Genomic DNA, 22,529 nt, shown 5'->3' on the forward strand with positions numbered 1-22,529 from the left:
TTGTGAACAGTAGTGGAGGCAATATTGAAGATAGAAAAAGACAATGGACAGTTAAGTTTTATATAGAGAGGTTTATATATGGATATAGGTGAAAAGTTAAAGCTTTTAGAAAAAACTAAAGAAACTTTAGACAAGCTTACAGATGAATTAAGGAAAAGAGCTTATATGAAGGCTCAAAATGAAAGAATATATAGAATGGCTTTAGCAAAGAAGGAGCTAAGTTTTAAAACTAGAGGGAATAATTATCCGGCTAGTATGATAGCTGATATGGCTAGAGGCGATGAAGAGGTTTCTAAACTTAGATACCAGAGGGATATATCAGTAATAGAGTGGGAAGTATGTAAGGACAAGCTAAAGAATGAAAGGATGCAGTGTGAGGCATTAAGAAGTTTGATAGCTTACGACAGAGCTAATTATCTAAACAGTTAATACTCATTAGGATGAAAATATTAAAGCACAAAAGATAAACTTTACATAATGTTGTAAAGGAATTATTAAAAGTGTATTTTTAGGGGGAATCATAAATGGTTAATGAGAGTTTATTAAACAAAGGTGTTACAAAAGAATGCGCAAGTTATTGCATGAGGAGCATAGTTCAATTGCTTAATGGAAATACCAAAAAATTTGAAGAATATGCAGGTAAGGCATTAGAAATAAACAAGGAAGTAGAGGACAAGCAGAACTGGACAAGCTGTTCTTATAAACAAAATGGTAAAAAGGTAAAAGCTAAACTTAATATGCTTACTGGAGAGATTGTAGATCTTGATGGGAACATATTAAAAGCTGTAACCAGATAGGAGGATAAAGAAATATGAAAAATCAAGCTAATTTAATTGTGGAGTATGAAGCTAGATATAAGGAAGCAGAAAAGAAAACTAATGAGCTTATCATAAGAAATAGAGAGTTAGCAGAATGGATGCAGCAGATAGAGAGTAAGAATGATGAGTTGCAAAAGGAAAATGAGCTATTAAGAAAAGTATTGAAGGAAGTTTTATAGGAGGAAATACAGATGGCTAAAATAATTATTGGCGATGAAGTAATAGAAAATAATAACGGGGAAATAGTAGTAAATCAATTTGATGGAGAATTAGTAGTTAGTAGCAGACAAATTGCAGAAAATTTTGGGAAGCAACATAAAAATGTTGTTCAAGCTATTGAAAATATCAAAGCTGAAAATTCAGCTGTGACCAAAATGTTTATAGAAAGCAGCTATAAAGCAGGTACTGGTAAAAATTATAAAGAGTATTTATTAACAAGAGATGGTTTCAGTTTATTAGTAATGGGGTTCAATGGTTCAGAAGCATTGGATTGGAAGCTAAGGTATATAGAAGCTTTTAATAAGATGGAGGCTACACTAAAAGAACAGAAACAATTAACTCCTATGCAGATGTTAGAACTTCAATTTGAAGTTCTAAAGGATCACGATAAAAAGTTACTAGAAGTTGATAAGAAAGTAACTAATTTAGAGAATACAATGACTATTGATTATGGCCAACAAGAAGTTATTCAAAGAATTGCAAAAGAAAGATTGGTTGATGTTTTAGGAGGAAAAGATACTCCAGCATATAAAGAGCTTAGTAAGAAAGTATTCAGTAATCTATGGAAAAGATATAAGCAAGTTTTTCATGTTGCAAGTTATAAGGATACAGCTAAAAAAGATTATGAAGCAGCAATAGATTATATAAAGAAGTGGGAGCCAAATAAGGAATTAGGATATATGATTATTGGAGCAAATAATCAAATTCAGTTTAATAATTAATAATGTATTGGAGGGTATAAAATGAAAAATAAGTTAACAGATTTAAATGATCACTTATTTATGGCACTGGAAAGATTAAATGATGAAGAGATTACTGAGGCTGAATTATATCAAGAAATAGATAGAGCTAAGGCTATAGCAGGAGTAGCAGCACAAATAATAAATAACGGGCAACTAGTATTAAAAGCTCAAAAATTAAAGAAGGACTATATAGGTGAAGATAAAAAATTACCACCAATGTTAGAAGGGTAAAGTATATGGCAAGGACACTAAGAGTTGCTCACAAATGGAGCGATGAAGAAAAGGATTATTTAAGAGAAATAACATCAGGAAGGCATTATAAAGAAATAGTAGAATTAATGAATGCAAAGTTTGAGTATGAATTTAATATAGGGCAAATAAAAGCAGCTATAGCTAGACATAAATTAAATACAGGATTTACTGGACACTTTCCCAAAGGTAATATTCCTTTTAACAAAGGGACTAAGGGGCTTATGAAAGCTAATAAGACATCTTACAAAAAGGGTAATATACCACAGAGTTATAAGCCAGTTGGCACTGAAAGAATAACTGAAGATGGATATACAGAAATAAAAGTTAAGGATCCTAATGTTTGGAAATTTAAACATAGGATAATATACGAAGAACATTATGGAGAAATTCCAAAGGGATATGTAGTTATGTTTTTAGATAGGGATAAAAGTAATTTTGATATTAATAATTTAATATTAATTTCACGAAATCAGCTAAGGACATTAAATCAAAATGATTTAATTAAAGATGATCCTGAATTAACTAAGAGTGGAATTATATTAGCAGACTTATTAATTAAGATAAATGAAAAAGATAAAGAAATAAAAAAGAATGGAGAGGATTAATATGGAAGAATTAGATGTAGTGGAAGCATTAAGAATTGATGAGTTAATAGGGAGAAAGGTAAGACATTTTAAAGGTAAGGAATATCTAGTATTAGGAACAGTAATTCATACTGAAACATTAGAAACTATGGTTTTATATAAAGCGTTATATGGAACATGTGAAACTTATGTAAGACCAATAAAGATGTTCTTAAGTGAAGTTGATAGAGAAAAATATCCTGATGCAAAGCAAGTATATAGATTGGAGTTAGTAGGCGATTAAAATGCTAATATGAAAGGATATTAAAAATGGCTAAAGGAATTAGAGGGAAAGATGTTTATAAAATTAAAAGAGTTAATGAGAAAAGCATAGTTATTATATTTAATAATGGTAGAAAACTATTATTTGAAGCAACTATGGTAGATTATGATGATTGTGAATTGTTAGCAAGAGAAATTGAGTAGCGAACAATTTGAATATATTGCGAAGGAGAGAAGAGAAGTGGAAATGACGTTGTTTACTAAAAACAAAGAAAATTGGACTAGATTTAAAGTGGGAGTAAAACAGATATATACAATTCCACCTAAGGTATTACTTGCTTTAGGTGAGCCTACAAAGAAAACAACTAGATTTTATTATTGGGAAAAGAAAGGTGATTTTCTTAATGGTAGAGATTTAGATTAATTCACAATTCATTAATATTGCAAGGAAAGGGATATAGAAAATGAAAATAAAAGACTTAATAAGAGAGCTTAGTGAATTTGATGAAAATTTAGATATTGAAGTTCGTAAAGTATATAGAACTGGTAGGGTTGATAAATTTACAATTGAAAAGATTGTACCTTGTATTCGTAAAGAAAGTAAAGAAACTGTAAGAGCAATAGTTAGAATAAAATAACTATTTTAATAAACAATTTGAATAAAATGTGAAGTTATGGAGGAAATACAATGTGTAAGTTTTGCGAAGAAAATAAAAAGTTGATGACAAGTATAGGTGATGAAGATTTATCTTTAATACTAGATGAAGAAAATAGGAATATATTGAAGATAAGAATAGCATATTTATCTGGAATGGCGGTTACAAAACCAATAAAAATATATTATTGCCCATTTTGTGGGAAAGATTTAAAAGAACTAAATTGTAGAATTTGTATAAATTACAACCTAGGTGATGGAGTAGATGATATATCATATTGTGAAGGGTGTAAATTTAAATAACGAACAATTCAATAAAATTAAGAAATAGGGGGATGTAGGATGTACAGAATTTACAAAGTGGTTGATAACTGTTTGATAAAGACAAGCTATGCATCAAATGATAAAAAATTAATAAGGAAAATACGTGGGAATATAAGCCATGGCCATACTGAGTTTGTAGTTAGATGTGAAAAATAAAAATAAGAAAAGAGGTAGAAACATGAATAAGGTAATTTTAATTGGAAGATTAACAAAGGATCCGGAGCTTAGATATACTCCAGGTAATGGAACAGCAGTAACAACATTAACTTTAGCAGTTGATAATTATAATAGCAAAACTGGTGAGAAAGGAGCAGATTTTATACCAGTAGTAATATGGGGAAAACAAGCTGAGAATACAGCTCAATATATGATAAAAGGTAGTCAAATTGCTATAAGTGGTAGAATTACAACTAGATCTTATGATGCAAAAGATGGTACTAAGAGATATGTTACAGAAGTAGTTGCAGATATGATTAATGGAGTAAGCTTTTTATCAAAAGGTAATGGAAATAATTCAAGCACAGGAAATAGCAATCCAGGTAATGATAATAATGATGCATTTGGAGATATGGGATTTGATAGTGATATGACACCAGTAGATGATGGAGATATGCCATTCTAATGGATACATCAAGAAAAACTTTGACTGATAGGAATACATGTAACTTTTGTATTCACTATCAGCAAAAGATAAGCAACAGTGGTAAAAAGCTGTGTAGGGGTAAATGTAGGGTAACAGGAACTTATAAGCAGAGAACTAATTATAAATGCAAAAAGAATTTTCAAGATAATGGGCAGATGAAATTATCTATTGAGCAAGAGAGTAAAGAGGATAATATAGAAGAGATAAAAGGCAATCAATTAGAGATAGATGACTTTTTAAAAGATGAAGATAAGAGTAGTTTAAAACCCTATCAATTAAGCTTTATAGAGTTATAACAGTAATTGTTTAAAATGAGAATTAAATTATAGAGGTGTAAAAATGAGTAAATATAGAAAAAAACCAGTTGAAATAGAAGCTGTTAAATTTGATGGAACTGACGAAAGTGTTGAATGGTTATTACCTCAATTAAAAAGTGGGGAAATAGGTAGGGCTTGTAATAAATTATATATAAAAACATTAGAAGGAGTTATGGAAGCTAAAGTTGGGGATTACGTAATAAAAGGTATTAATGGTGAATTTTATCCATGTAAACCAGACATATTTGAAAAAACTTATGAGAAAGTTATTGAAGTAACAGAAGATGATAGAAAAGATATATTAAAAGCAAGCATTGAGTATGACAATAGATTAGGATATTAGTTCATAATTCATAGAAAATAGGAGGATTTATGAAGAAGTTAAAAAAGCTCACTAGAGAACAAAAGAAAATAGTTATAGAGAATGGTATGGATCCAAGAGAGTTCTTAGCAGAAAGAGATACTCCAGAGGTGTTTATATTTGTGAATAAGAGAACTGGAGAGAAGTTTGAATTTAATAAATAATGCAAAGGGTGAGAATATGGATAATAGAAATGGGGATAAAGGGAATAAAGAATTTAAAAAAATAGAAGAGATGCTTTATAATTATTTTAATAAAGAAAAGAGAATAGATGCTTTAAAACATCAGATAAAAATATTAGATAAGCAGATAGAAAAGATAGACAATGATTTAAGGACCTGCAATATAACATTAGAGGAAGAAAGCTCAAGCCCTTCATTTGATGAAAGAGTGCAAACTTCAAGTGATGGAATGAGTTATGCTGAAAGAGAAGTAATGAGAATTACTGACTTAAAGATAAAGAGAAAGCATGAAAAAGAATTAGAGAAAGAAGAACTGTTGGGGCTAATAGACAAGATAGAATTAGATAATGCTATATTAGAATATAATATTCAATCACTTAATTCAGAATGGTACAAGCTAATAGAATTAAAGTATAAGTTTAAAAAGAAAGAGCAACAGATTTCAGAGGAACTTAACATAAGTCAGAGTCAAGTAAACAGGATTAAACAGAAGATAATAGCTGATATAAATAGATGGGAAGATTGGAAGAGGACCAAATAAGCGGTACTAAAATACGGTACTTTGTGGTACTGCTTCGGTACAAGGAATATTTGGAAGTGAAAGTATTATGAAAGAATTAATTAAATAACTGCATAAAAAGTGCATAAAATAAGGGTAATGTAGTTTAAAAAATATGGTAAAATATTTATAGATGATTTTATCATTATTATTCTAGCCAATACAATTGATACGAGTAAAGAGCATCTGCAAGTAAGCAGGTGCTTTTTATTATGCTTTTTATGAGGGGGTGAGGGCGTATGGAAAAGGAATATTTAATTTTAAAATGTAATAAGTGCAAAAAGACTACAATAGTTTTGTTTAGACAGGTTGATTTAAATGGGTTCTTAGTATGTTCTCATTGTAGTAGTAAAAAAGTAAATGTAGTTGGAAGTACAGATGATGCAAGAGAATGTATGGAACATGCAGTATATAAAAGAGAAAAAGGTGCATTAAAGCAAATTAAATAGATATAAGGTAGGTAAACATAATATGAAAAAGATTAGTAAGATTGAAGCAAAGAAATTAAGGAAATTAGGTAAGAAGGTAAAGACTACTCATAATGGGTATTACTTAATGAATGTATAATATATAGTTTAATTCCAGGAGCGGGTGGTGTAGATGTAATGGCAAGGGCACCTAATGAAAAAGTAAGCGAAGCTTATGAGTTATATAAAAAAGGGTATAAGCTTATAGAGATATCTAGAGAGCTAGATATACCAGATGGGACTGTCCGTAGATGGAAGAAAACATACGGATGGGATAGCGAACGTTCGCAAAATAATAATGAACGTTCGAATAAAAAAGTTAATAATAAAAGTATAAAGAGAGAGCCAATTGCAGATGAGGTTAAGGAGGTAATAGAGAATACTGAATTAAATGATAGGCAAAGGCTTTTTTGCATTTATTATATTGAAGATTTTAATGCTACTAAGGCATATAAGAAAGCTTATGATTGTAGTTATGCTACAGCTAAAGTAGAAGGATGTAAAAACCTAAAAAAACCTAACATTAAAAAAGAAATAGATAGACTTACTAAAGAGTGTTTAGAGGAGCAGGAAGTAGAGGCTAAACTGTTAAATAAAAGATTATTTGAAACTTACATGAGAATTGCATTTGCTGATATAGGAGATTATTTAAGCTTTGGACATGAAGAGCAAAAGATTTGGAAAATGAATGAAGATGGTAGCTATCAACCAGTAATTGATCCTGAAACAGGAGAACAAAAGACTAGAAAGTATAATGTGGTTAATTTGAATAAAAGTAAAGATGTTGATACAACAATTATAAGTGAGATATCAGAGGGTAAAGATGGTGTAAAAGTAAAACTCCATGATAAAATGAAAGCTTTAGAATGGATTGATAAACACTATGGAGAAGGAACACTTGAACAAAAGTTAAGAATAGATAAACTTAAAGGTGAAGTTGATAAGCTAGTTAATACAGATAAGGATAAACCAATAGAAATATTAATCAAGAGAAAAGAGAGGGATTAGTAATGATTGAAAAAGAAGTTAATCCACGTTTTGAAGATTTTATATTTGATTGGAATTATAAAAACTATTTTTTAGTTGGTGGTTATGGTTCTTCTAAGAGCTACCATATAGCAACTAAGATAATACTTAAATTGTTAGAAGAAAAGCGAACAGCATTAGTAGTTCGAGAGGTCTATGATACTATAAGAGATTCGTGCTATTCATTACTAGAGGAAATAATAATAGATTTAGGAATTGATGATAGAGTAAGATGTATTACATCTCCTATGCAAATAAGATTTCCAAATGGTAGTAAGATTATTTTTAAAGGTATGGATAAACCAGCAAAGCTTAAATCAATTAATAATGTCTCTTTGATATGGATAGAAGAGTGTTCTGAGGTTAAATATGCAGGATTTAAGGAATTACTGGGAAGATTAAGGCATCCCACATTAAAACTACATATGATACTTTCAACTAATCCAGTTTCTAAAAGTAATTGGTGTTATAAACACTTTTTTAATGATTCAAAGAATGGTGTTTTCATACTAGATGATAAGCAATTATATAAAGAAAAGACTATAGTTATAAAAGATACGTATTATCATCATTCAACTGCTGACGATAATTTATTTTTACCAGTAAGTTATATAGAGCAATTGGAAGAACTTAAAGTATATGATCCGGACTTATATAGAATAGCTAGAAAAGGCCAATTTGGAATTAATGGGAAAAGAGTTTTACCACAATTTGAAGTACGTCCTCATCATGAAGTTATTACAAGTATTAAGAAAATTAATAAATGTATTAAAAGAGTTGGAATGGACTTTGGATTTGAAACTTCATATAATGCGTTAATTAGAATGGCTATAGATGATGAAGAAAAGATTTTATATATTTATTGGGAATATTATAAAAATCAAATGACAGATGATAAGACAGCTATAGAAATTGCTGAATTTAAAGAAAGTAAGGAATTAATAAGGGCAGATAGTGCAGAACCTAAAACCATTAGCTTTTACAGGCAAGAAGGTTTTAACATGCTTGGAGCTAAGAAATTCCCAGGCTCAAGACTTCAAAACACTAAGAAAGTCAAAAGATTTAAAAAAATAGTTTGTTCTAGCAATTGTACCAATACTATAAATGAACTTGAAGATTTAACATTTGCTGAAAATAAAGATGGAGAAATAATTGAGGATGAATTCAATATAGATCCACATACTTTTAGTGCTATTTGGTACGGATTAGATGGTTATGAAGTATCAAATTTAAAAGAGCAAAAATATGATGACAAGCTATATAAGAAGGGTAGAAATGTCATTAAAAACAATACTAGAAATAAAAGAGGAGGTGTTATTTTCTAATGAGTACGATTAAAGAAACACTTTTAAACTTAGATTCAAGGGAGAAATCAGAAAGAAGAAAAGTAGAATTTGATTATTATTTTTACAGAGGGGCATGTGAAGATAGAGATATTGCACTTAAGAAACCTTCATACTGGGGACAAAACTGGGAAGAGAAAGATGATGTAGATTACATACCTACTCAAGATATAAGAAATAAGGTCAAGCCTCTTCTAAGAAAGCAAGCTAGATGGATGTTTAGTAAGGAGCCAGATATTCTTATTATTCCAGCTGATAAAAAACAAAAAGAAACAGCTGAGGAACTTAGAAAGTTCATAGATGATACACTTAGAAAGAATCTATTTTGGAAAAAGACAAGACAAGCTTTCTTGATGTCTACAATTAAGAAAAGAGTAATGCTTAGAGCAGCTGCTGGAAAAGGTAAGCTTAATCTAAGATATGAAGATATTGAAAACTTTTCATATAAGGAAATTGATGGCCAAGTAATGGAGGCTAGATTTTTTCAGGAAGATTTAAATAATGTCTACCATGAGAATGAAGAGGATAAAAAAATATATTATATTCATAAATTCTACTATAAAAAAGTCGAAGAAAATGAGCCTGAAAAAGCTGTATATTGCAAGCAAAAATTTAATGGAAGTGATTTATTAAATCCAATTGAAGAGCAAGAACAAGAGATAGGGTTTGATATAAATAAGATACCAGTATGGTTAATTAAGAATGGTGGAGAACTTGGAGAAGAATTTGGGGAAACTGATTTACATGATTTAAAGCCTATTCAAAATCAATATAATAAAACAATATCAGATGCAGCAGATGCAATTAAATTCGGTTTATTTGGAACTGAAAATGTAGTAGATGGTAATGAAGATGATGTAAATAAGTTTGAAGTTGCACCAGGAGCATTAAGAGCTATACATACTGATGCACAAGCTTTAACAGAAGGTAAGCAGGCAACTATAAGCAAGTCAGAATATAGTTTAACTGGAATTAATGCAGTTGAGACATATTTAGATAGAGCTGAAAAAGATATGAATTTTATCTTAGATATGCCTAGTTTAGATGATATGAATAATATTCCATCAGCCAAGGCTATGAGGTATCTTTATAATGACTTGATAGCAAGATGTGAAGAAAAGTGGAATGATTGGGGCCCTGTACTTGAAGAAGTAATAAGATATATTATTTCAATAGCACAAGAAGCTAAACTTCCAGGATTTAATCCTAAGTGGAATGATTTAGAGTTTACTCTTATTTTTAATCATAATTATCCTATTCCTTCAGATGAAGAAGAGAAAAAGACAATGGCTATTTCTGAAGTAAGTAATAAAGTTAGATCAGTTAAATCTTATCTTAAAGAATTTAGTAATGAAGATGATTTTGTTGGAGCTTACCAAGAAATACTTAAAGAGCAAAGTGAATTTGCAGGTACTGAAATGTCAGAGTTTGCTACTGCAAATTATTCTGATGATGATAGTGACACTAAAAAAGATGGAATTAAGAATATGGAAGAGGAAGATGAAAAGGTTCGTGATTTAGATGATGAGTAGTCAAAAAATTTATGAACAGCTAGTTATTGAAAGTATAAAGAAAAGAAATAATCTTACTGATGAAAGTATAAGAGAAATAAGGAAGCTCTATATTAAATGCGCTAATAACATAATAAGTAAGATTCCTAAGACTAATGGAGCAGCTACCAGAGCATGGTTAAGTGACTATGAAAAGTATTTGAAAAGTGAAATAAATTCATTAAACAATGAGTTAATCAATCTTTCTAAAAATTCTATCAATGAATCATCAAAGTTAGCTGCTGAAATAGATGGAGACTTTTTTAGCTTCATAAATGGCAAATACAACCTTGATATTGATAAGGAGCTTCTAGATATAATTTATTCAAGTGACATTAAAATAATAAACAGAATAATAAGAGGTTCATTCTATAAAGATAATAGGAGCTTATCTGAGCGTATTTGGGGTTATAGTGATAAAACATACAACAACATAAGAGAAATCTTACTAGAGGGCATTGTGGAGAAGAATAGCTATAAAGAAATAGCGAAAAGATTAGAACAATATGTTAATCCTAGAAAAAGAGTTAATTCTAAAGTAGGAGATATAACTAAGACATATGGTAAGATTGAAAATTCTTCACTTAGACTTATAAGGACAACTATCAGTCAAGTTTATCAAGCTGAGTTTATAAGTAAAGCAAAAAGAAATCCTTATGTTGAAGGTATTAAGTGGAATTTATCAAATGCTCATGGTAGCAGAATGCCTTATGGTGATATATGTGATGAATATGCAAATCAGAATGATTATGGTTTAGGTCAAGGAGTATTTAAAAAGAGTAATGTACCTCTTCAACATCCTAACTGTATGTGCTATATGACCAGTGTTATTACAAAGGATTTAGAAGATATAGCAAGTGAAATAAATGATTGGATACATGGGGCAAGTAATTCTAAATTAGATAAGTTGGTGGCATGATGAAGAAAATAGTATGTGATTTATGTGAAAAAGAGTTTAAGTTAACTCAAAATAAAATAAAGACAGTTAAGGTTACAGAGGATATATCAAAGATGTACTTTAAATGTCCTAAGTGTAAGCATGAGTATTTAATTGCATATCAAAATAGAGAAATGCAAGATAATGCTAAAGAGATTCAAAGACTTTATGAAGAATCGAAAAAGAAAGAACTTACATTTCAGGATCTTGAAGAGATAAATAAAAAGGCAGAAGATTTAAAGAATAGAAATATTGAATTAAATGCTAGATTTATAAAATTTTTTGAGAAATAAAGTGAGAGTGATAAATCATGGCTAATTTTGTTGTGGAATTTGATTTATATAAATTTGCACCAGAGTTTAGAAAAATACACTCTATAGCTATTTGGGGCGGTAAATGTAAAAATGCAAAAACAAGAGATAAAATTTTCAAGCATTGTATTAAGTCTATTAAAAATATGAATTTTGACAAAAGTGCTTTGAAATTATCGGTAAAGTCTTAGGAAACTAAGGCTTTTTATTATATCTTTTTTAGAGTTGCAGATGTAAAAGAACAATTCTAATACCAACTATTCATCAGAAAAGATGTAAAAATCGTAGGGAGGTACAATATGGATTTTAAAGAATTATTAAAAGCTCAAGGGCTTAGTGATGACCAAATAAAGGCTATTACTAAATCTATGAAAGAAAACAAAATCTATACAACTAGCGAAGAGAATATTGATACTCGCTATGCTAAGTTGAAAGAGAAAAAAGAGGATTTAGAAACTCAATTAACTAGTGCTAATGATACTATTAAAAACTTAAAAGCTTTAGAAATTGATAATACAAAGCTTAAAGATGAAATATCTAAGTTTGAAACTACTAAGGCCAATTATGAAAAGGCCTTAACAGAAAAAGATTTTAACTATGCTTTAGAAGATGCCTTAAAAGGTTCTAAGTCTAAAAACACTAAGCTAGTTAAAGCTTTATTAGATATGGAGAAGATCAAGTATGAAGATGGTAAGATAGTAGGATTAGATGAGCAACTAAAGACTATTAAAGAAGAAAATTCATTCTTGTTTGAAAAGGAAGTGCCTGGAGCACCGGACTTTACAACAGGTGGAGGAAAAGGTAGCCATGACAATAAAGGTGAAAATAAAACTTTTGTTGATAGAATGGTTGAGACAAAGACAGCTGAGATAAATACAGCACATGAAGTAGATAAGTTTTTTAAATAAGGAGTGTTTTAAGTGAGACAATCAAGTTATTCAGTAGGAACTAAACAAAAGGATATATTTGCTGTTGCTGGTTCTAATTTTATGAATGTAAATATTAAATTAACCAAAACAACAGTAAATTCAAAATTAGTAAATGGAATATTACCAGCAGGTACAAGAATTGCTAAGGATGGTTCTATAGCAACTGAAGGAAGCTCAAGTGCTGCTTCAACAGCTTATGGAGTATTAGTGAATGATGTAGATTTTAACAATTCTACAGGTACTGAGATAGGTTCAGTATGTATCTTTGGATTTTTAAGTGAAGCAAGGATAAATGAATATACTTCAGGAACAGTAAGCGAATATGAAAAAGCTGCATTAAATATGATCAAATTTTTATAAAAGTAAGAGGTGATATAAATGGATTTAAAAGAATTTTTAAACTCAGAGAACATTGCATTATATATTAATAAATTACCAGCAGAAAGCACGTTAGATAGTGTATTATTCCCAGATGATAAACAGTTAAGCATGGAAATTGAACAAGCTGAAGCAGAAGATGAAAGAGTACAAGTATTAAAGGTATCTCAATTCGATGTGGCTGCTAAAAAGAGAGCATTGAATGCAAGTGTAGACATTAAAAAGCATGAAATGCCATTTTTCAAAGAATCAATAGGTATCAACGAAAAGACAAGAAGAGATATTATTCAAGCCAAAAATAGTGGGAATCAAACGATTATTGAACATCTAATGAAGAAAGTATTTGATAACTATGCGAATTTGGTTGATGGTGGTATTAATCAAATGAGAAGAATGAGAGCTCAAGTAATTCAATTTGGTGCAATTAACCTTGTAACAGATGAAGGTGATGTTGTAGTAGATTTCAACATTCCTGCAAATCAAAAGATTACATTAAATAGCGATAAAAAATGGAATGTTGCATCTGCTGATATTATAGGAGATATCCTTAAATGGCAAAAAATATTTGTTAAGGCTGGTAGAAAAAAGCCTACTCGTCTTATTATGACAGAGGAAACTTTTGAAAATACAATAATGATTAATACAGCTATTAAAAATGATATGGCAAATAGAATGATTGCAGTTACTCCTACTTCAAACTTAATTATTACTCAAATTGAATTTTTAAATTACTTAAAGAGCAGATTTGGTTTATCAGTTGCGTTTGTAGATGGTTCATTCATTAATGAAGATGGTGAATCACAAAACTTCTATGAAGATGGAAGAATTTCATTTATCCCAGAAGGTACTTTAGGGAAATCAAAGTACTCATTCACTCCAGAAGAGTATGATAAAATATATGGTTCTAAAAAGATTGATACATCAGTTGTTAAAACAGCAATAGCAATAACAACTATGGTAAATGAGGATCCAGTAACAGTTGATACAAAAGTATCTATGATAGGTATGCCACAACTAGACAATCCTAAAGGAATGTTAATTGCAAAGGTATATTAATAAGAGGGGAGCAATTCCCTCTATCTATTTTAGGAGGGGAATATGGACCAAATAGAAAAATTAAAGATACTACTTTTAGAAGATAAGTATCCATACTTTGATGAAGATACATTGGAAGAGTTTTTAAAGGAAAATAATAATGATGTTTATAAAACGGCTAGTGAGTTATGCTATTTAAAAGCTGATGGTGATACATCTGTAAAAGTAGGGCCTATTGAAATAGAATCACCTGGTAGTGCTTTTTGGGTACAGTTAGCAGTACAATATCTTGAAAAATCAAAGAAATTAAATGCAAGTGGTAATTCATCTTCTACAACTGGATATAAAACTAGGATGAGAAGGTGTTAGTGTGGCCATAAATAAGGATTATGTTAAAAAGAAAGTTGCACAAGCTATAAAGCAAATGCCATCTGTAGGTATTGTTGTAAGGGAAAAATACAGCAAGTATAAAGAGTTAGAAGCTTACAGTAAAATTTGTGAAATAGAAGGTGTTTTATATAGTGATGAAAGTAATACAAAATCTACAATTGAATTAACTAATAATGGGCTTGAACTTCCTAAGTCTTATAAAAACTTTATAGCAGTCTATAATGAAAAAACTGCAGCTATAGAACAAAAAGATTATATTTTTATAGATGATATTTGCTACAAAGTAATAGATCCAGGAGAGAATATGAAAATATATTGCCTGATGAAATTAGAAAAGCAAGATGGTATGTCTATTAAAGATTTAATTATCACTAAAAATAATAGTGAGTATGAAGTAGTATGAGTTTTAAATTAGATTGTTCAGATATTTTTAAAGGCTTAGGAAATTTTGAAATGAAAGTTAAAGTAGGAACTAGAAAATATGCAGAAGTATCAGGTGAAAAGATGGTTAATTATGCAAAGAGTAATGCTAAGTGGCATGATATTACTGGTAATTCAAGGCAGACTATAGATTCTACAGTTAATTCACATGGCAATAATCAGAAAATTACTATTGCAGGGCACACACCTCATTTTAAATGGTTAGAGCTAGCCCATGAAAAGAAATATGCAATTTTAAATCCTACTATAAAGAAGTTAGGACCTGAGATTGTGAGAGGGTGGGTGAGTATAATTAAATGATTATAAAGGTATTTGATTTACTAAGTGCTAATGGGATTGATACTTATTTTATAGGACAGCATAAAGGTGAATGCTTAAGAAAATATGTTGTATTAAAAGATGATGGAACTAATAGCGATAATGGTATTAATGGTACTAGCTATATAGACATCATTTTTTTTGTACCAGAAAATGAATTCATGAAGTGTAATGACTTCAAAAAGCAGGTTATCAGTATATTAAAAGATTGTAAATCTATTAAATATACAGGAAGTGAAACATCAATTATAACTGATAATGATAAGAAAGCATTAACATTTTCAGTTATGTATGAAGTTAAAAGAAAATTAGTATAAGAGGTGATATTATGTCAGTTGAAAATTTAACAGAAATTCCTTTAGTAAATATCGTAAGAGCTGAAATAATTACAGAGGAAGAGGTTTCAAAAACATATAGATTTGATACAGCAGATGAAGCTACATATACTGCTGTAACAAGTGAAGGGCAAGAAACTATTCATAGAACAAAGAATGTAATTCATGCTGTTAATAGAACTGAAGATATTCAGTATGGATCAGATATTAATATGAAGAATGCAAACTTTATTCCAGAAGTACTTGCAATTGTAGATGGTGGTACGCTGGTAAAGAGTGAGAATAAAGTTACTGGATACAATCCTCCGGTAGTTGGTAAGCCGGTTAAAAGAACATTATTTACTCTTAACATCTATTCTGAAGAAAAGGATATAGATGGAGAAACTAAGAAATATGCAAAATTTAGTTTCCCTTCATGCAAAGGAAAACCAGCGTCATTCTCATTTAAAGATGGAGAGTTTATGACACCATCATATACAATTTCATCAAGAACACCATCTGGGAGAGCACCTTATGACTTAACAATTTTAGAAGGATTACCAGAATAGAAGGAGGGTAACACATGGCAGTTACAAAAATAGAGGAATTAAAGAAGTTATCAAAAGGAATTGAGGTAGAGTTACCAGGTTGGGATGAAACGCCGTTTATTTGCAAATTAAAAAGGCCAAGCTTATTAAATTTAGCAGGAAATGGACAAATACCAAATGAATTATTAAATGCAGCTTATATTGTTTTTAATGGATCTAGTGATAAAAGAGATGTTGTTAGCTTAAAAGAAAGAAATGAATTATTCACTATTGTTGCAAAAGCTGCCATGGTGGAGCCTACTTTTGAAGAATTACAGGAAATAGGTTTAGAGTTGACAGATTTACAATTAATGCAAATATTTAACTTTACACAAGTGGGGTTAAATGGGCTTATATCCTTTCGTACAAAGCAGTCAAATATTAAGAATACTGAGAATAAGCGAAAAGTATAATGAAAGACCTAGTAAGGTTATGGGGATAGAAAATACAGCAGAAGCATTTAAATTTGATGAAGCATGTATGTATATACTGTCTAATAAATCTACTAGGGAAGTAACTCGAAATGGAAAACAATATATAGAAGAATACTGGATTAACAAGCCTAAATGGAATGATGTAATTGAAGAAAAGAGAACAAATAACTCTGAATTAATTGCAGCAATGCAAGAAAATTTGAAGAAGTATAAAAAATAAAGGAAAATTTCATAAAATGTAGAATAATTATTAATGATAAATTAAATAAAGGGGTTTAATGAATGAAAAAATTATTAATTATTTTACTAATGGGAATTAGTCTTGTAGGTTGTGGAAATACAGCAAATAAAAACGAAACTGCAGATAAAACAGTAACTATTGATTCTCAAGATAATGTTGAAACAAGTACTGATGAAAATACTACTTCAAATGAAATTGTAGAAACTGAGTATCTTAATGAAGGAGAAAAATTCCTAGCTGACACAGAAAAAGGTCAATATGAATTTACTGTTTTAAGTGCTGAGTATTTAGGAGTTCATTCTGGGGATACTAATAATGATCAAAGATTGAAAATTACCTTCGAGATAGATAACATTTCATTTAATGGGAGAGCATTAGACAGTAGTGGTAATGAAGTAGAAACAGGTTGCGTAGCAATTGAGGCTAGAGATCTAAAGGTAAAAGATGATAGTAATTACATTTTAGAGGTAATGTCTACTGGCTGGGATAATGATATGACTAATTATGATGTTGATGTAGCTAAGGGCGAAAAGGTAATTAAAACATATACTTGGAAGTTGAGAGATGTTAATACAGAATATGTTTATATAAGTTTCTCAAGAATGACTGATGAGAATAAGGAATTTAAAGTAAAAGTTAATAGATAATTAAATATATAAATTTAAAAAGAGCTTTCGTAAGAAGGCTCTTTTTTTGTTCTATCAAGAAAAGAGGTGAGAAGAATGAGTATTAATGTTGGTACAGCAGAAGCTTATTTAAATCTTAATTACAATGGATTTACACAAGGCATACAAACTGCTACACAACAGCTTAATACATTTATGGATAACACTCAAAGCTCTGGAGATAGAATAGAAGCTTTAGGTGGAGCAAGTACAAGTGTTGGAGGAACATTGACAAAAACACTTACACCAGCAGTAACAGCAATCGGTGCTGCAAGTGTTAAAGTTGCTGCTGACTTTGAAGAAGGAATGTCACAAGTACAAGCTATTTCAGGTGCTACTGGGGAAGATATGGAACTCTTAAGTGCAAAAGCTAAAGAGTTAGGGGCAAACACTAAGTTTAGTGCAACAGAAGCAAGTGAAGCATTTAGTTATATGGCTATGGCTGGATGGAAAACGACAGATATGCTTGCTGGTATAACAGGAATAATGGATTTAGCAGCTGCAAGTGGTGAAAATCTTGGAGTCGTATCAGACATTGTGACTGATGCTTTAACAGCATTTGGATTAAGTGCAAGTGATAGTGGACATTTTGCTGATGTATTAGCAGCTGCAAGTAGTAATGCAAATACTAATGTAAGTATGCTTGGAGAATCATTTAAATACATAGCACCAGTTGCTGGTTCAATGAATTACTCTATTGAAGAGACGGCCGTTGCACTAGGAATACTTGCAAATAACGGAATTAAAGCTAGTCAAGCAGGTACAACTTTAAGATCTGGACTTGCTCAGTTATTAAAACCTAGTGACACTGTTGTTGCTGCATTAAGCAAAATTGGATTGTGGGTTGATAGGTCCGAGGAAGGACTAGAAGATTTAAACTTAGCAATAATGAATACTGATGGAACATCTAAAACATTAACAGAAACAATGGATACTTTAAGAAGTGCATTTAGTGGTTTAGATGAAGCTCAGAAATCTCAATTAGCTGCACAAATATTTGGTACAGAAGCTATGTCAGGATATTTGGCAATTATTAATACCAGTGAAGAAGATTATAATAAATTAACAAATGCAATTAATAATTGTGATGGTGCAACTGCAAAAATGGCTGAAACTATGCAAGATAACTTAAAAGGTAAAATAACACAATTAAAATCTGCATTAGAAGGTGCTGGAATTGCTATTGGTGAAAAATTGATGCCTGCTTTAACTGATATAGTTAAAGGTATAACTAATACTGTTTCATCTTTCAATAAGTTAGATGAAGGAACTCAAAAATCAATTGTTAAGTTTGGTCTTATAGCAGCTGCGGCCGGACCAGTAATAAGTGTAATTGGAAAATTAGTTACTGGTATTGGTGCATTAGTTAATATATTTAGTGCAGCAAGTGGAGCAGTAGTTGCAATGTCAAGTGTGCTTACTCCGTTGGGTGTTGTTGTTGGAACAGTAGCAGCTGGAGTACTTTTATGGAAGAAAAACCAAGATTTGATGAATGGCACTGTGCTTGATTCAAAAGAAAATATGGGATTATTTGAAAGAGCTTTAGCTTCACTACAAGGAGAAACAGTTTATACGAAAGAAGAATTGCAAGAATTAGGTTATACATTTGATGATATAACAGATGTTAATAAAGACTTACAAGATGCAATTTATGAAAGTAAAAGAGATTTAGCTGATTTTAAAATGGTATTGCATGATACCACATTAGATAATACATTTACTCAGGAAGAAGCAAATAATTTAGTTAGCAGGGTAGATGGTGCTTTCCAGAGTTGCCTTGAAGCTATTGAAGAAAAGTATGGTGCCACACAAGATGCTATGAGTGAAATGTTCTCAGTAGATGGTGTTATAAATGAAAATGAAAGCAAAATATTAACTTGGTATCAAACACAGCAGGATCAAATGACAGCTAAAGCTTCTCAACTTCAAGAAGAAATTAATCAAATAATTGCAAATAGGACTGCTAATGGAGGAGAACTTACTGAGCAAGAAATTAATCAAATTCAGAATAGATATGCAAAAATAAAGCAAATTGAATTAGATTGTCTAGCTGATAATGAATATGAAAGAATAAGAGCTCAACAAGAATTTATTTTAGAATCTAATGATTTAGATTTAGAAGGGCTTTCAGAGTTAGTTAAGAACAGGCGTGAGAAATATGATGAACAAAATAAAGATGTTTTAGCTAATTATAATACTCAAATTGAGTATTTAAAAAACCATTTAGGAGAAATGGATTATGAAACTAGAATTGCAGCAGAAGCTCAAATAGAACAATTAGAAAAAGATAGAGATAAAGAACTTGAAGTTAATCGTGAGTATTATAGTAAAGATATTGATTATGTAAGAGAACATTATGGAGATTTGGTTGACCAAATAGATTTATATTCAGGAAATGTAAAAAGCAGAAAAGATAGACATTATGAAGAATTATTAAATAAAGATTTACAATACTATGCTAATACACAAGCTATAACAGAAACTGGACTTACAACTTTATATAATACTACTACTGGAACATGGGATATGGTATATGCAAAAGTAGATGAAACAACAGGTCAATTAGTAGGGATATACGATATTCAGACGGGGAAAGTAAAAGCTATGACAGAAGAAATAGCTGAATCATTAACTAATGAAGCTAGGGAATGGTATAATTTACAAGATTCAACGGTAGCGGTAGCAATAGCAATGGGGCAAGCATGGGTTGACTCAACTGGTAGAATTGTTAATGCTAATGGTGATGTAATTGGCTCACTTAGAAATGTAACAGATAACGCTAATGGTACAAAATCAGCTCTTATTGATTTAGATGGTAGAACTTATAGAGTTAATGTGGATGGCGATGGAGCAATAACTATTCTTGGAGACATACAAAATAGAGTTAATAGTTTACCTAGTAGAAAAGATATATCAATCAATGTTTATCAAAATGGCAATACGCCTTTAGGTGGGCCAGTATCAATAGAAGAAGAAAAAAACAACTATGCAACTGGAACTGAAAATGCAATGCCTGGTATATCTTCAGTTGCAGAATATGGGCCAGAGTTAGTATTAGGGAATGATAGTGCAAGTTTATATACTTCAAGGTCAGTAGTTGGATTAGAAGGTGGAGAAACTATTTATAATGCAAGGCAAACTAGTGATATTTTAAGAGGCATGGATAGTTCATCTAATGATGATGTTGTAAATGCAATAAATAATACTAATGCTAAATTAGATGTTTTAGTTAAAAAGATTGATAAGTTAGAAACTGGAAGGTCAATTCATGCAGATGTTATGAATTTTGTAGATCAAGGTTCAAAAAAAGCTAATTTAAATATGATAAAAAGAACATTTGAAAGTGTTAAATAGGAGGTGGCATAGTAGTGTTTACTTTCGATAAAATTATTTTAGGTGGTTTGCAGATTATGCCATCTGAAAATTATAGTGCAGATATAAAGGGATTATTTGATAGCGAAAATACAAATAATACAAGCAACCTTATAACTGATGGTGAAAAGCCTGGCTTAATAAAAAGAAACGCAAAAACAATAACCATAAATGTTTATAAGCTTAAGGATAATTTTAAAGCATTACTTCAATTAAATTATATCTTGGATCAAGGAGAAATAGATTTAGAGTTCAAAATAGATGAGTTTAATGATATATTTTCTTGTAAAATCCTCAAAGAAAGTGTAGCTTATGACGACTTTGGCAATTGTAGTATCATCTGTAAAATATGTAGTTCAAACATAGAAAAAAGAGATTTTAACGAATTAACTTTAGAGATGCAATATGAAGGTGGATATAGTTTATCACCTTTAGGATACAGCTTTCCAGTAGAAGGATATACTTTCAATGAAGTTGTTAAAGGGAATGAAGGTGTAGTAATTAATGAAGGTTATAAAACTGTGTATCCATTGATAGAAATAAAAGGTGAAACAAATAGTATAACTGTATCTAATTTAACCACAAACGAAGTATTTAATATCAATACTGATTTAAACACTGAAGAAGTTATATATATTGATTGTAGAAAAGAATCAAGAGGCGTATATAAGATAAATTCATTAGGGAAAAAGGTTGATTTATTATCATGTAAAAATGGGGTTTGGATTTCACTTATTAATGGAGAAAATGTACTTAACGTAAGTTATGAAGGTACTGCAGAAGTAAAAATTAAGTGGAAGGAGAGTTATTAACTATGGAGTTTTTTATAAAGTTATATGATTCTTCGCATTGTATTCTAGATGAAGTTTATGAGATTTCAGATATAGAGTATGGATTTACTGTAAATGGCATAGGAAAAGCTATTATAAATGTTCCGTACTATGCTGATAAAACTAATGACAGAAATTATAGAATCGGAAATGATGTAGAAATTTATAGAATCGAAGATAATAAAGAAATTTTAGAGTGGTATGGTGTAATTTATAATTCAATTCCAAATGGAAGTGATTTAGAAGTTGAATGTTATGGGTATGGAAGAAAAGTACAAGACAGAATGTTCACTCAATATATTACTCAAGGCTCTACAACACTAAGAGGCACGTATGATAAAGTAATTTACTCCATGTTATCTAATATAAACTCATATATGGACACTGGTATAAGACAAGGAGAAGCTCAATCAAATACTCTAGAAACAGAAAGAATTATCAATTGGAATGATAATTTTTATGATAAGTTAGATGAGTTTACTACAGATAGTAATTATTATTGGGATATAAATGAAAAAAGAGAGCTTAATCTTAGTACAAGCATAGGGAGTAACAAAACTTACTATGAGATAAATGATGAAGTAAATGTAGTAGATACAATTAATATAAGTACCAGTGGAGAGATATATAATCATGTTATTGCTAAAAATACCTATACTGAAGATGATAGCGATGTAGAAGTAACATTAATAAGCGAAGCCAAAGATGAAGATAGTATAGCCCTTTATGGCCTTCATAGCAAGGAATTAAGTGTTAATGATATTCACATACAGGCAACACTTGATGAGTATGTAAAAAGGGAGTTGGAAAAATGCAGTAGTCCTATTTTATCACTTACTTTAGAAGTAAGTAATAGTGGGACTTTTAATATTTTCAATGTAAAAAAAGGTGATGTTGTAACACTTAAATTAAGTAGTTTAAAAATGGATACCTCTATAAAGGTATTAGATTATAAAATAAAACCTACTAAAGAAACAATGATAGTTACTTTAGGTAATTGTTATTTCAGAGAAAATAGCGTGCAAAAATATAGATTTTAAGGG

Annotated in this window: 38 protein-coding genes; all 38 read left to right on the plus strand. The window is 30.2% G+C overall.

Translation table 11 applies throughout. The features are described 5' to 3' along the window. Positions 1-78: 78 nt before the first annotated feature. The gene (locus Q5O44_RS14075; RefSeq protein ID WP_022169087.1) at positions 79-429 is read left to right on the plus strand and encodes a hypothetical protein; all 351 of its coding nucleotides are present in this window, start codon (positions 79-81) and stop codon (positions 427-429) included. A gap of 95 nt (positions 430-524) precedes the next feature. Next, entirely contained in the window at positions 525-797 is a 273-nt protein-coding gene (locus Q5O44_RS14080) for a hypothetical protein (protein ID WP_022169088.1), read from the plus strand. A 14-nt stretch (positions 798-811) separates the two neighbouring features. Further along, positions 812-997 carry a hypothetical protein gene (locus Q5O44_RS14085; protein WP_022169089.1) on the plus strand — a complete coding sequence of 62 codons (186 nt, stop codon included), beginning with the start codon at positions 812-814 and terminating at the stop codon, positions 995-997. Positions 998-1,009: 12 nt separating this feature from the next. Further along, positions 1,010-1,759: a Rha family transcriptional regulator gene (locus tag Q5O44_RS14090; protein WP_022169090.1), complete on the plus strand. Its 750-nt coding sequence runs from the start codon at positions 1,010-1,012 to the stop codon at positions 1,757-1,759. A gap of 21 nt (positions 1,760-1,780) precedes the next feature. After that, on the plus strand, positions 1,781-2,011 hold the full coding sequence (locus Q5O44_RS14095) for a phage protein (RefSeq protein WP_022169091.1): 231 nt from the start codon (positions 1,781-1,783) through the stop codon (positions 2,009-2,011). Positions 2,012-2,016: 5 nt separating this feature from the next. Beyond that, complete coding sequence (locus Q5O44_RS14100; RefSeq protein WP_022169092.1) at positions 2,017-2,637, plus strand: HNH endonuclease signature motif containing protein; 621 nt, start codon at positions 2,017-2,019, stop codon at positions 2,635-2,637. 1 nt (position 2,638) lies between these two features. Continuing rightward, entirely contained in the window at positions 2,639-2,899 is a 261-nt protein-coding gene (locus tag Q5O44_RS14105; protein WP_022169093.1) for a DUF1653 domain-containing protein, read from the plus strand. A gap of 26 nt (positions 2,900-2,925) precedes the next feature. Then, entirely contained in the window at positions 2,926-3,081 is a 156-nt protein-coding gene (locus tag Q5O44_RS14110; RefSeq protein ID WP_022169094.1) for a hypothetical protein, read from the plus strand. Between the two features lie 37 nt (positions 3,082-3,118). Continuing rightward, positions 3,119-3,301 (plus strand): hypothetical protein, encoded by a 183-nt coding sequence (locus tag Q5O44_RS14115; RefSeq protein ID WP_022169095.1) that lies wholly within the window; start codon positions 3,119-3,121, stop codon positions 3,299-3,301. A gap of 40 nt (positions 3,302-3,341) precedes the next feature. Next, a complete protein-coding gene (locus Q5O44_RS14120; RefSeq protein WP_022169096.1) occupies positions 3,342-3,515 on the plus strand; it encodes a hypothetical protein in 174 nt (57 codons plus the stop codon). A 50-nt stretch (positions 3,516-3,565) separates the two neighbouring features. Beyond that, positions 3,566-3,835 (plus strand): hypothetical protein, encoded by a 270-nt coding sequence (locus Q5O44_RS14125; RefSeq protein WP_022169097.1) that lies wholly within the window; start codon positions 3,566-3,568, stop codon positions 3,833-3,835. Positions 3,836-3,874: 39 nt separating this feature from the next. Continuing rightward, positions 3,875-4,012 (plus strand): hypothetical protein, encoded by a 138-nt coding sequence (locus Q5O44_RS14130; protein ID WP_022169098.1) that lies wholly within the window; start codon positions 3,875-3,877, stop codon positions 4,010-4,012. Positions 4,013-4,034: 22 nt separating this feature from the next. Continuing rightward, complete coding sequence (locus Q5O44_RS14135; RefSeq protein WP_022169099.1) at positions 4,035-4,478, plus strand: single-stranded DNA-binding protein; 444 nt, start codon at positions 4,035-4,037, stop codon at positions 4,476-4,478. Continuing rightward, positions 4,478-4,795 (plus strand): hypothetical protein, encoded by a 318-nt coding sequence (locus Q5O44_RS14140; protein ID WP_022169100.1) that lies wholly within the window; start codon positions 4,478-4,480, stop codon positions 4,793-4,795. The genes Q5O44_RS14135 and Q5O44_RS14140 overlap by 1 nt, the downstream gene beginning before the upstream one ends. 43 nt (positions 4,796-4,838) lie before the next feature. Continuing rightward, entirely contained in the window at positions 4,839-5,159 is a 321-nt protein-coding gene (locus tag Q5O44_RS14145; protein ID WP_022169101.1) for a hypothetical protein, read from the plus strand. Between the two features lie 29 nt (positions 5,160-5,188). Continuing rightward, complete coding sequence (locus tag Q5O44_RS14150; RefSeq protein ID WP_022169102.1) at positions 5,189-5,341, plus strand: hypothetical protein; 153 nt, start codon at positions 5,189-5,191, stop codon at positions 5,339-5,341. Beyond that, positions 5,325-5,900 carry a sigma-70 family RNA polymerase sigma factor gene (locus tag Q5O44_RS14155; protein WP_022169103.1) on the plus strand — a complete coding sequence of 192 codons (576 nt, stop codon included), beginning with the start codon at positions 5,325-5,327 and terminating at the stop codon, positions 5,898-5,900. Before Q5O44_RS14150 ends, Q5O44_RS14155 begins: the two co-directional genes overlap by 17 nt. Positions 5,901-6,157: 257 nt before the next feature. After that, entirely contained in the window at positions 6,158-6,367 is a 210-nt protein-coding gene (locus tag Q5O44_RS14160; protein WP_022169104.1) for a hypothetical protein, read from the plus strand. Positions 6,368-6,523: 156 nt separating this feature from the next. Next, positions 6,524-7,393, plus strand: coding sequence for a terminase small subunit (locus Q5O44_RS14165; protein ID WP_022169106.1), 870 nt, complete (start codon positions 6,524-6,526; stop codon positions 7,391-7,393). Between the two features lie 2 nt (positions 7,394-7,395). After that, on the plus strand, positions 7,396-8,736 hold the full coding sequence (locus Q5O44_RS14170) for a PBSX family phage terminase large subunit (protein ID WP_022169107.1): 1,341 nt from the start codon (positions 7,396-7,398) through the stop codon (positions 8,734-8,736). Further along, on the plus strand, positions 8,736-10,286 hold the full coding sequence (locus Q5O44_RS14175; RefSeq protein ID WP_022169108.1) for a phage portal protein: 1,551 nt from the start codon (positions 8,736-8,738) through the stop codon (positions 10,284-10,286). Before Q5O44_RS14170 ends, Q5O44_RS14175 begins: the two co-directional genes overlap by 1 nt. Further along, positions 10,279-11,223, plus strand: a complete 945-nt coding sequence (locus Q5O44_RS14180; RefSeq protein WP_302638232.1) for a hypothetical protein — start codon at positions 10,279-10,281, stop codon at positions 11,221-11,223. The genes Q5O44_RS14175 and Q5O44_RS14180 overlap by 8 nt, the downstream gene beginning before the upstream one ends. Further along, entirely contained in the window at positions 11,223-11,534 is a 312-nt protein-coding gene (locus Q5O44_RS14185) for a hypothetical protein (RefSeq protein ID WP_022169110.1), read from the plus strand. Before Q5O44_RS14180 ends, Q5O44_RS14185 begins: the two co-directional genes overlap by 1 nt. A gap of 17 nt (positions 11,535-11,551) precedes the next feature. Then, positions 11,552-11,743 (plus strand): hypothetical protein, encoded by a 192-nt coding sequence (locus Q5O44_RS14190; protein ID WP_022169111.1) that lies wholly within the window; start codon positions 11,552-11,554, stop codon positions 11,741-11,743. Between the two features lie 108 nt (positions 11,744-11,851). Beyond that, on the plus strand, positions 11,852-12,460 hold the full coding sequence (locus tag Q5O44_RS14195) for a phage scaffolding protein (RefSeq protein WP_022169112.1): 609 nt from the start codon (positions 11,852-11,854) through the stop codon (positions 12,458-12,460). 12 nt (positions 12,461-12,472) lie between these two features. After that, positions 12,473-12,841 (plus strand): hypothetical protein, encoded by a 369-nt coding sequence (locus tag Q5O44_RS14200; RefSeq protein ID WP_022169113.1) that lies wholly within the window; start codon positions 12,473-12,475, stop codon positions 12,839-12,841. Between the two features lie 18 nt (positions 12,842-12,859). Further along, complete coding sequence (locus Q5O44_RS14205) at positions 12,860-13,915, plus strand: major capsid protein (RefSeq protein WP_022169114.1); 1,056 nt, start codon at positions 12,860-12,862, stop codon at positions 13,913-13,915. A 42-nt stretch (positions 13,916-13,957) separates the two neighbouring features. Further along, complete coding sequence (locus Q5O44_RS14210; protein WP_022169115.1) at positions 13,958-14,263, plus strand: hypothetical protein; 306 nt, start codon at positions 13,958-13,960, stop codon at positions 14,261-14,263. A 1-nt stretch (position 14,264) separates the two neighbouring features. Then, on the plus strand, positions 14,265-14,687 hold the full coding sequence (locus tag Q5O44_RS14215) for a hypothetical protein (protein ID WP_022169116.1): 423 nt from the start codon (positions 14,265-14,267) through the stop codon (positions 14,685-14,687). Then, complete coding sequence (locus Q5O44_RS14220) at positions 14,684-15,025, plus strand: hypothetical protein (RefSeq protein ID WP_022169117.1); 342 nt, start codon at positions 14,684-14,686, stop codon at positions 15,023-15,025. Before Q5O44_RS14215 ends, Q5O44_RS14220 begins: the two co-directional genes overlap by 4 nt. Continuing rightward, the gene (locus Q5O44_RS14225; RefSeq protein WP_022169118.1) at positions 15,022-15,360 is read left to right on the plus strand and encodes a hypothetical protein; all 339 of its coding nucleotides are present in this window, start codon (positions 15,022-15,024) and stop codon (positions 15,358-15,360) included. The genes Q5O44_RS14220 and Q5O44_RS14225 overlap by 4 nt, the downstream gene beginning before the upstream one ends. A gap of 11 nt (positions 15,361-15,371) precedes the next feature. Then, the gene (locus tag Q5O44_RS14230) at positions 15,372-15,926 is read left to right on the plus strand and encodes a hypothetical protein (protein ID WP_022169119.1); all 555 of its coding nucleotides are present in this window, start codon (positions 15,372-15,374) and stop codon (positions 15,924-15,926) included. 14 nt (positions 15,927-15,940) lie between these two features. Next, entirely contained in the window at positions 15,941-16,357 is a 417-nt protein-coding gene (locus Q5O44_RS14235) for a hypothetical protein (protein WP_022169120.1), read from the plus strand. 19 nt (positions 16,358-16,376) lie between these two features. Further along, positions 16,377-16,598, plus strand: a complete 222-nt coding sequence (locus Q5O44_RS14240) for a hypothetical protein (RefSeq protein ID WP_022169121.1) — start codon at positions 16,377-16,379, stop codon at positions 16,596-16,598. Between the two features lie 62 nt (positions 16,599-16,660). Beyond that, a complete protein-coding gene (locus Q5O44_RS14245; RefSeq protein ID WP_022169122.1) occupies positions 16,661-17,266 on the plus strand; it encodes a hypothetical protein in 606 nt (201 codons plus the stop codon). Between the two features lie 75 nt (positions 17,267-17,341). Further along, positions 17,342-20,638 (plus strand): phage tail tape measure protein, encoded by a 3,297-nt coding sequence (locus Q5O44_RS14250; protein WP_022169123.1) that lies wholly within the window; start codon positions 17,342-17,344, stop codon positions 20,636-20,638. Positions 20,639-20,652: 14 nt separating this feature from the next. Further along, complete coding sequence (locus Q5O44_RS14255; RefSeq protein WP_022169124.1) at positions 20,653-21,468, plus strand: hypothetical protein; 816 nt, start codon at positions 20,653-20,655, stop codon at positions 21,466-21,468. A 2-nt stretch (positions 21,469-21,470) separates the two neighbouring features. Then, complete coding sequence (locus tag Q5O44_RS14260) at positions 21,471-22,526, plus strand: hypothetical protein (RefSeq protein ID WP_022169125.1); 1,056 nt, start codon at positions 21,471-21,473, stop codon at positions 22,524-22,526. Positions 22,527-22,529 lie beyond the last annotated feature (3 nt).

Source organism: Clostridium sp. CAG:221 (assembly GCA_000435835.1).
Taxonomy (GTDB): Bacteria; Bacillota; Clostridia; order Clostridiales; family Clostridiaceae; genus Clostridium.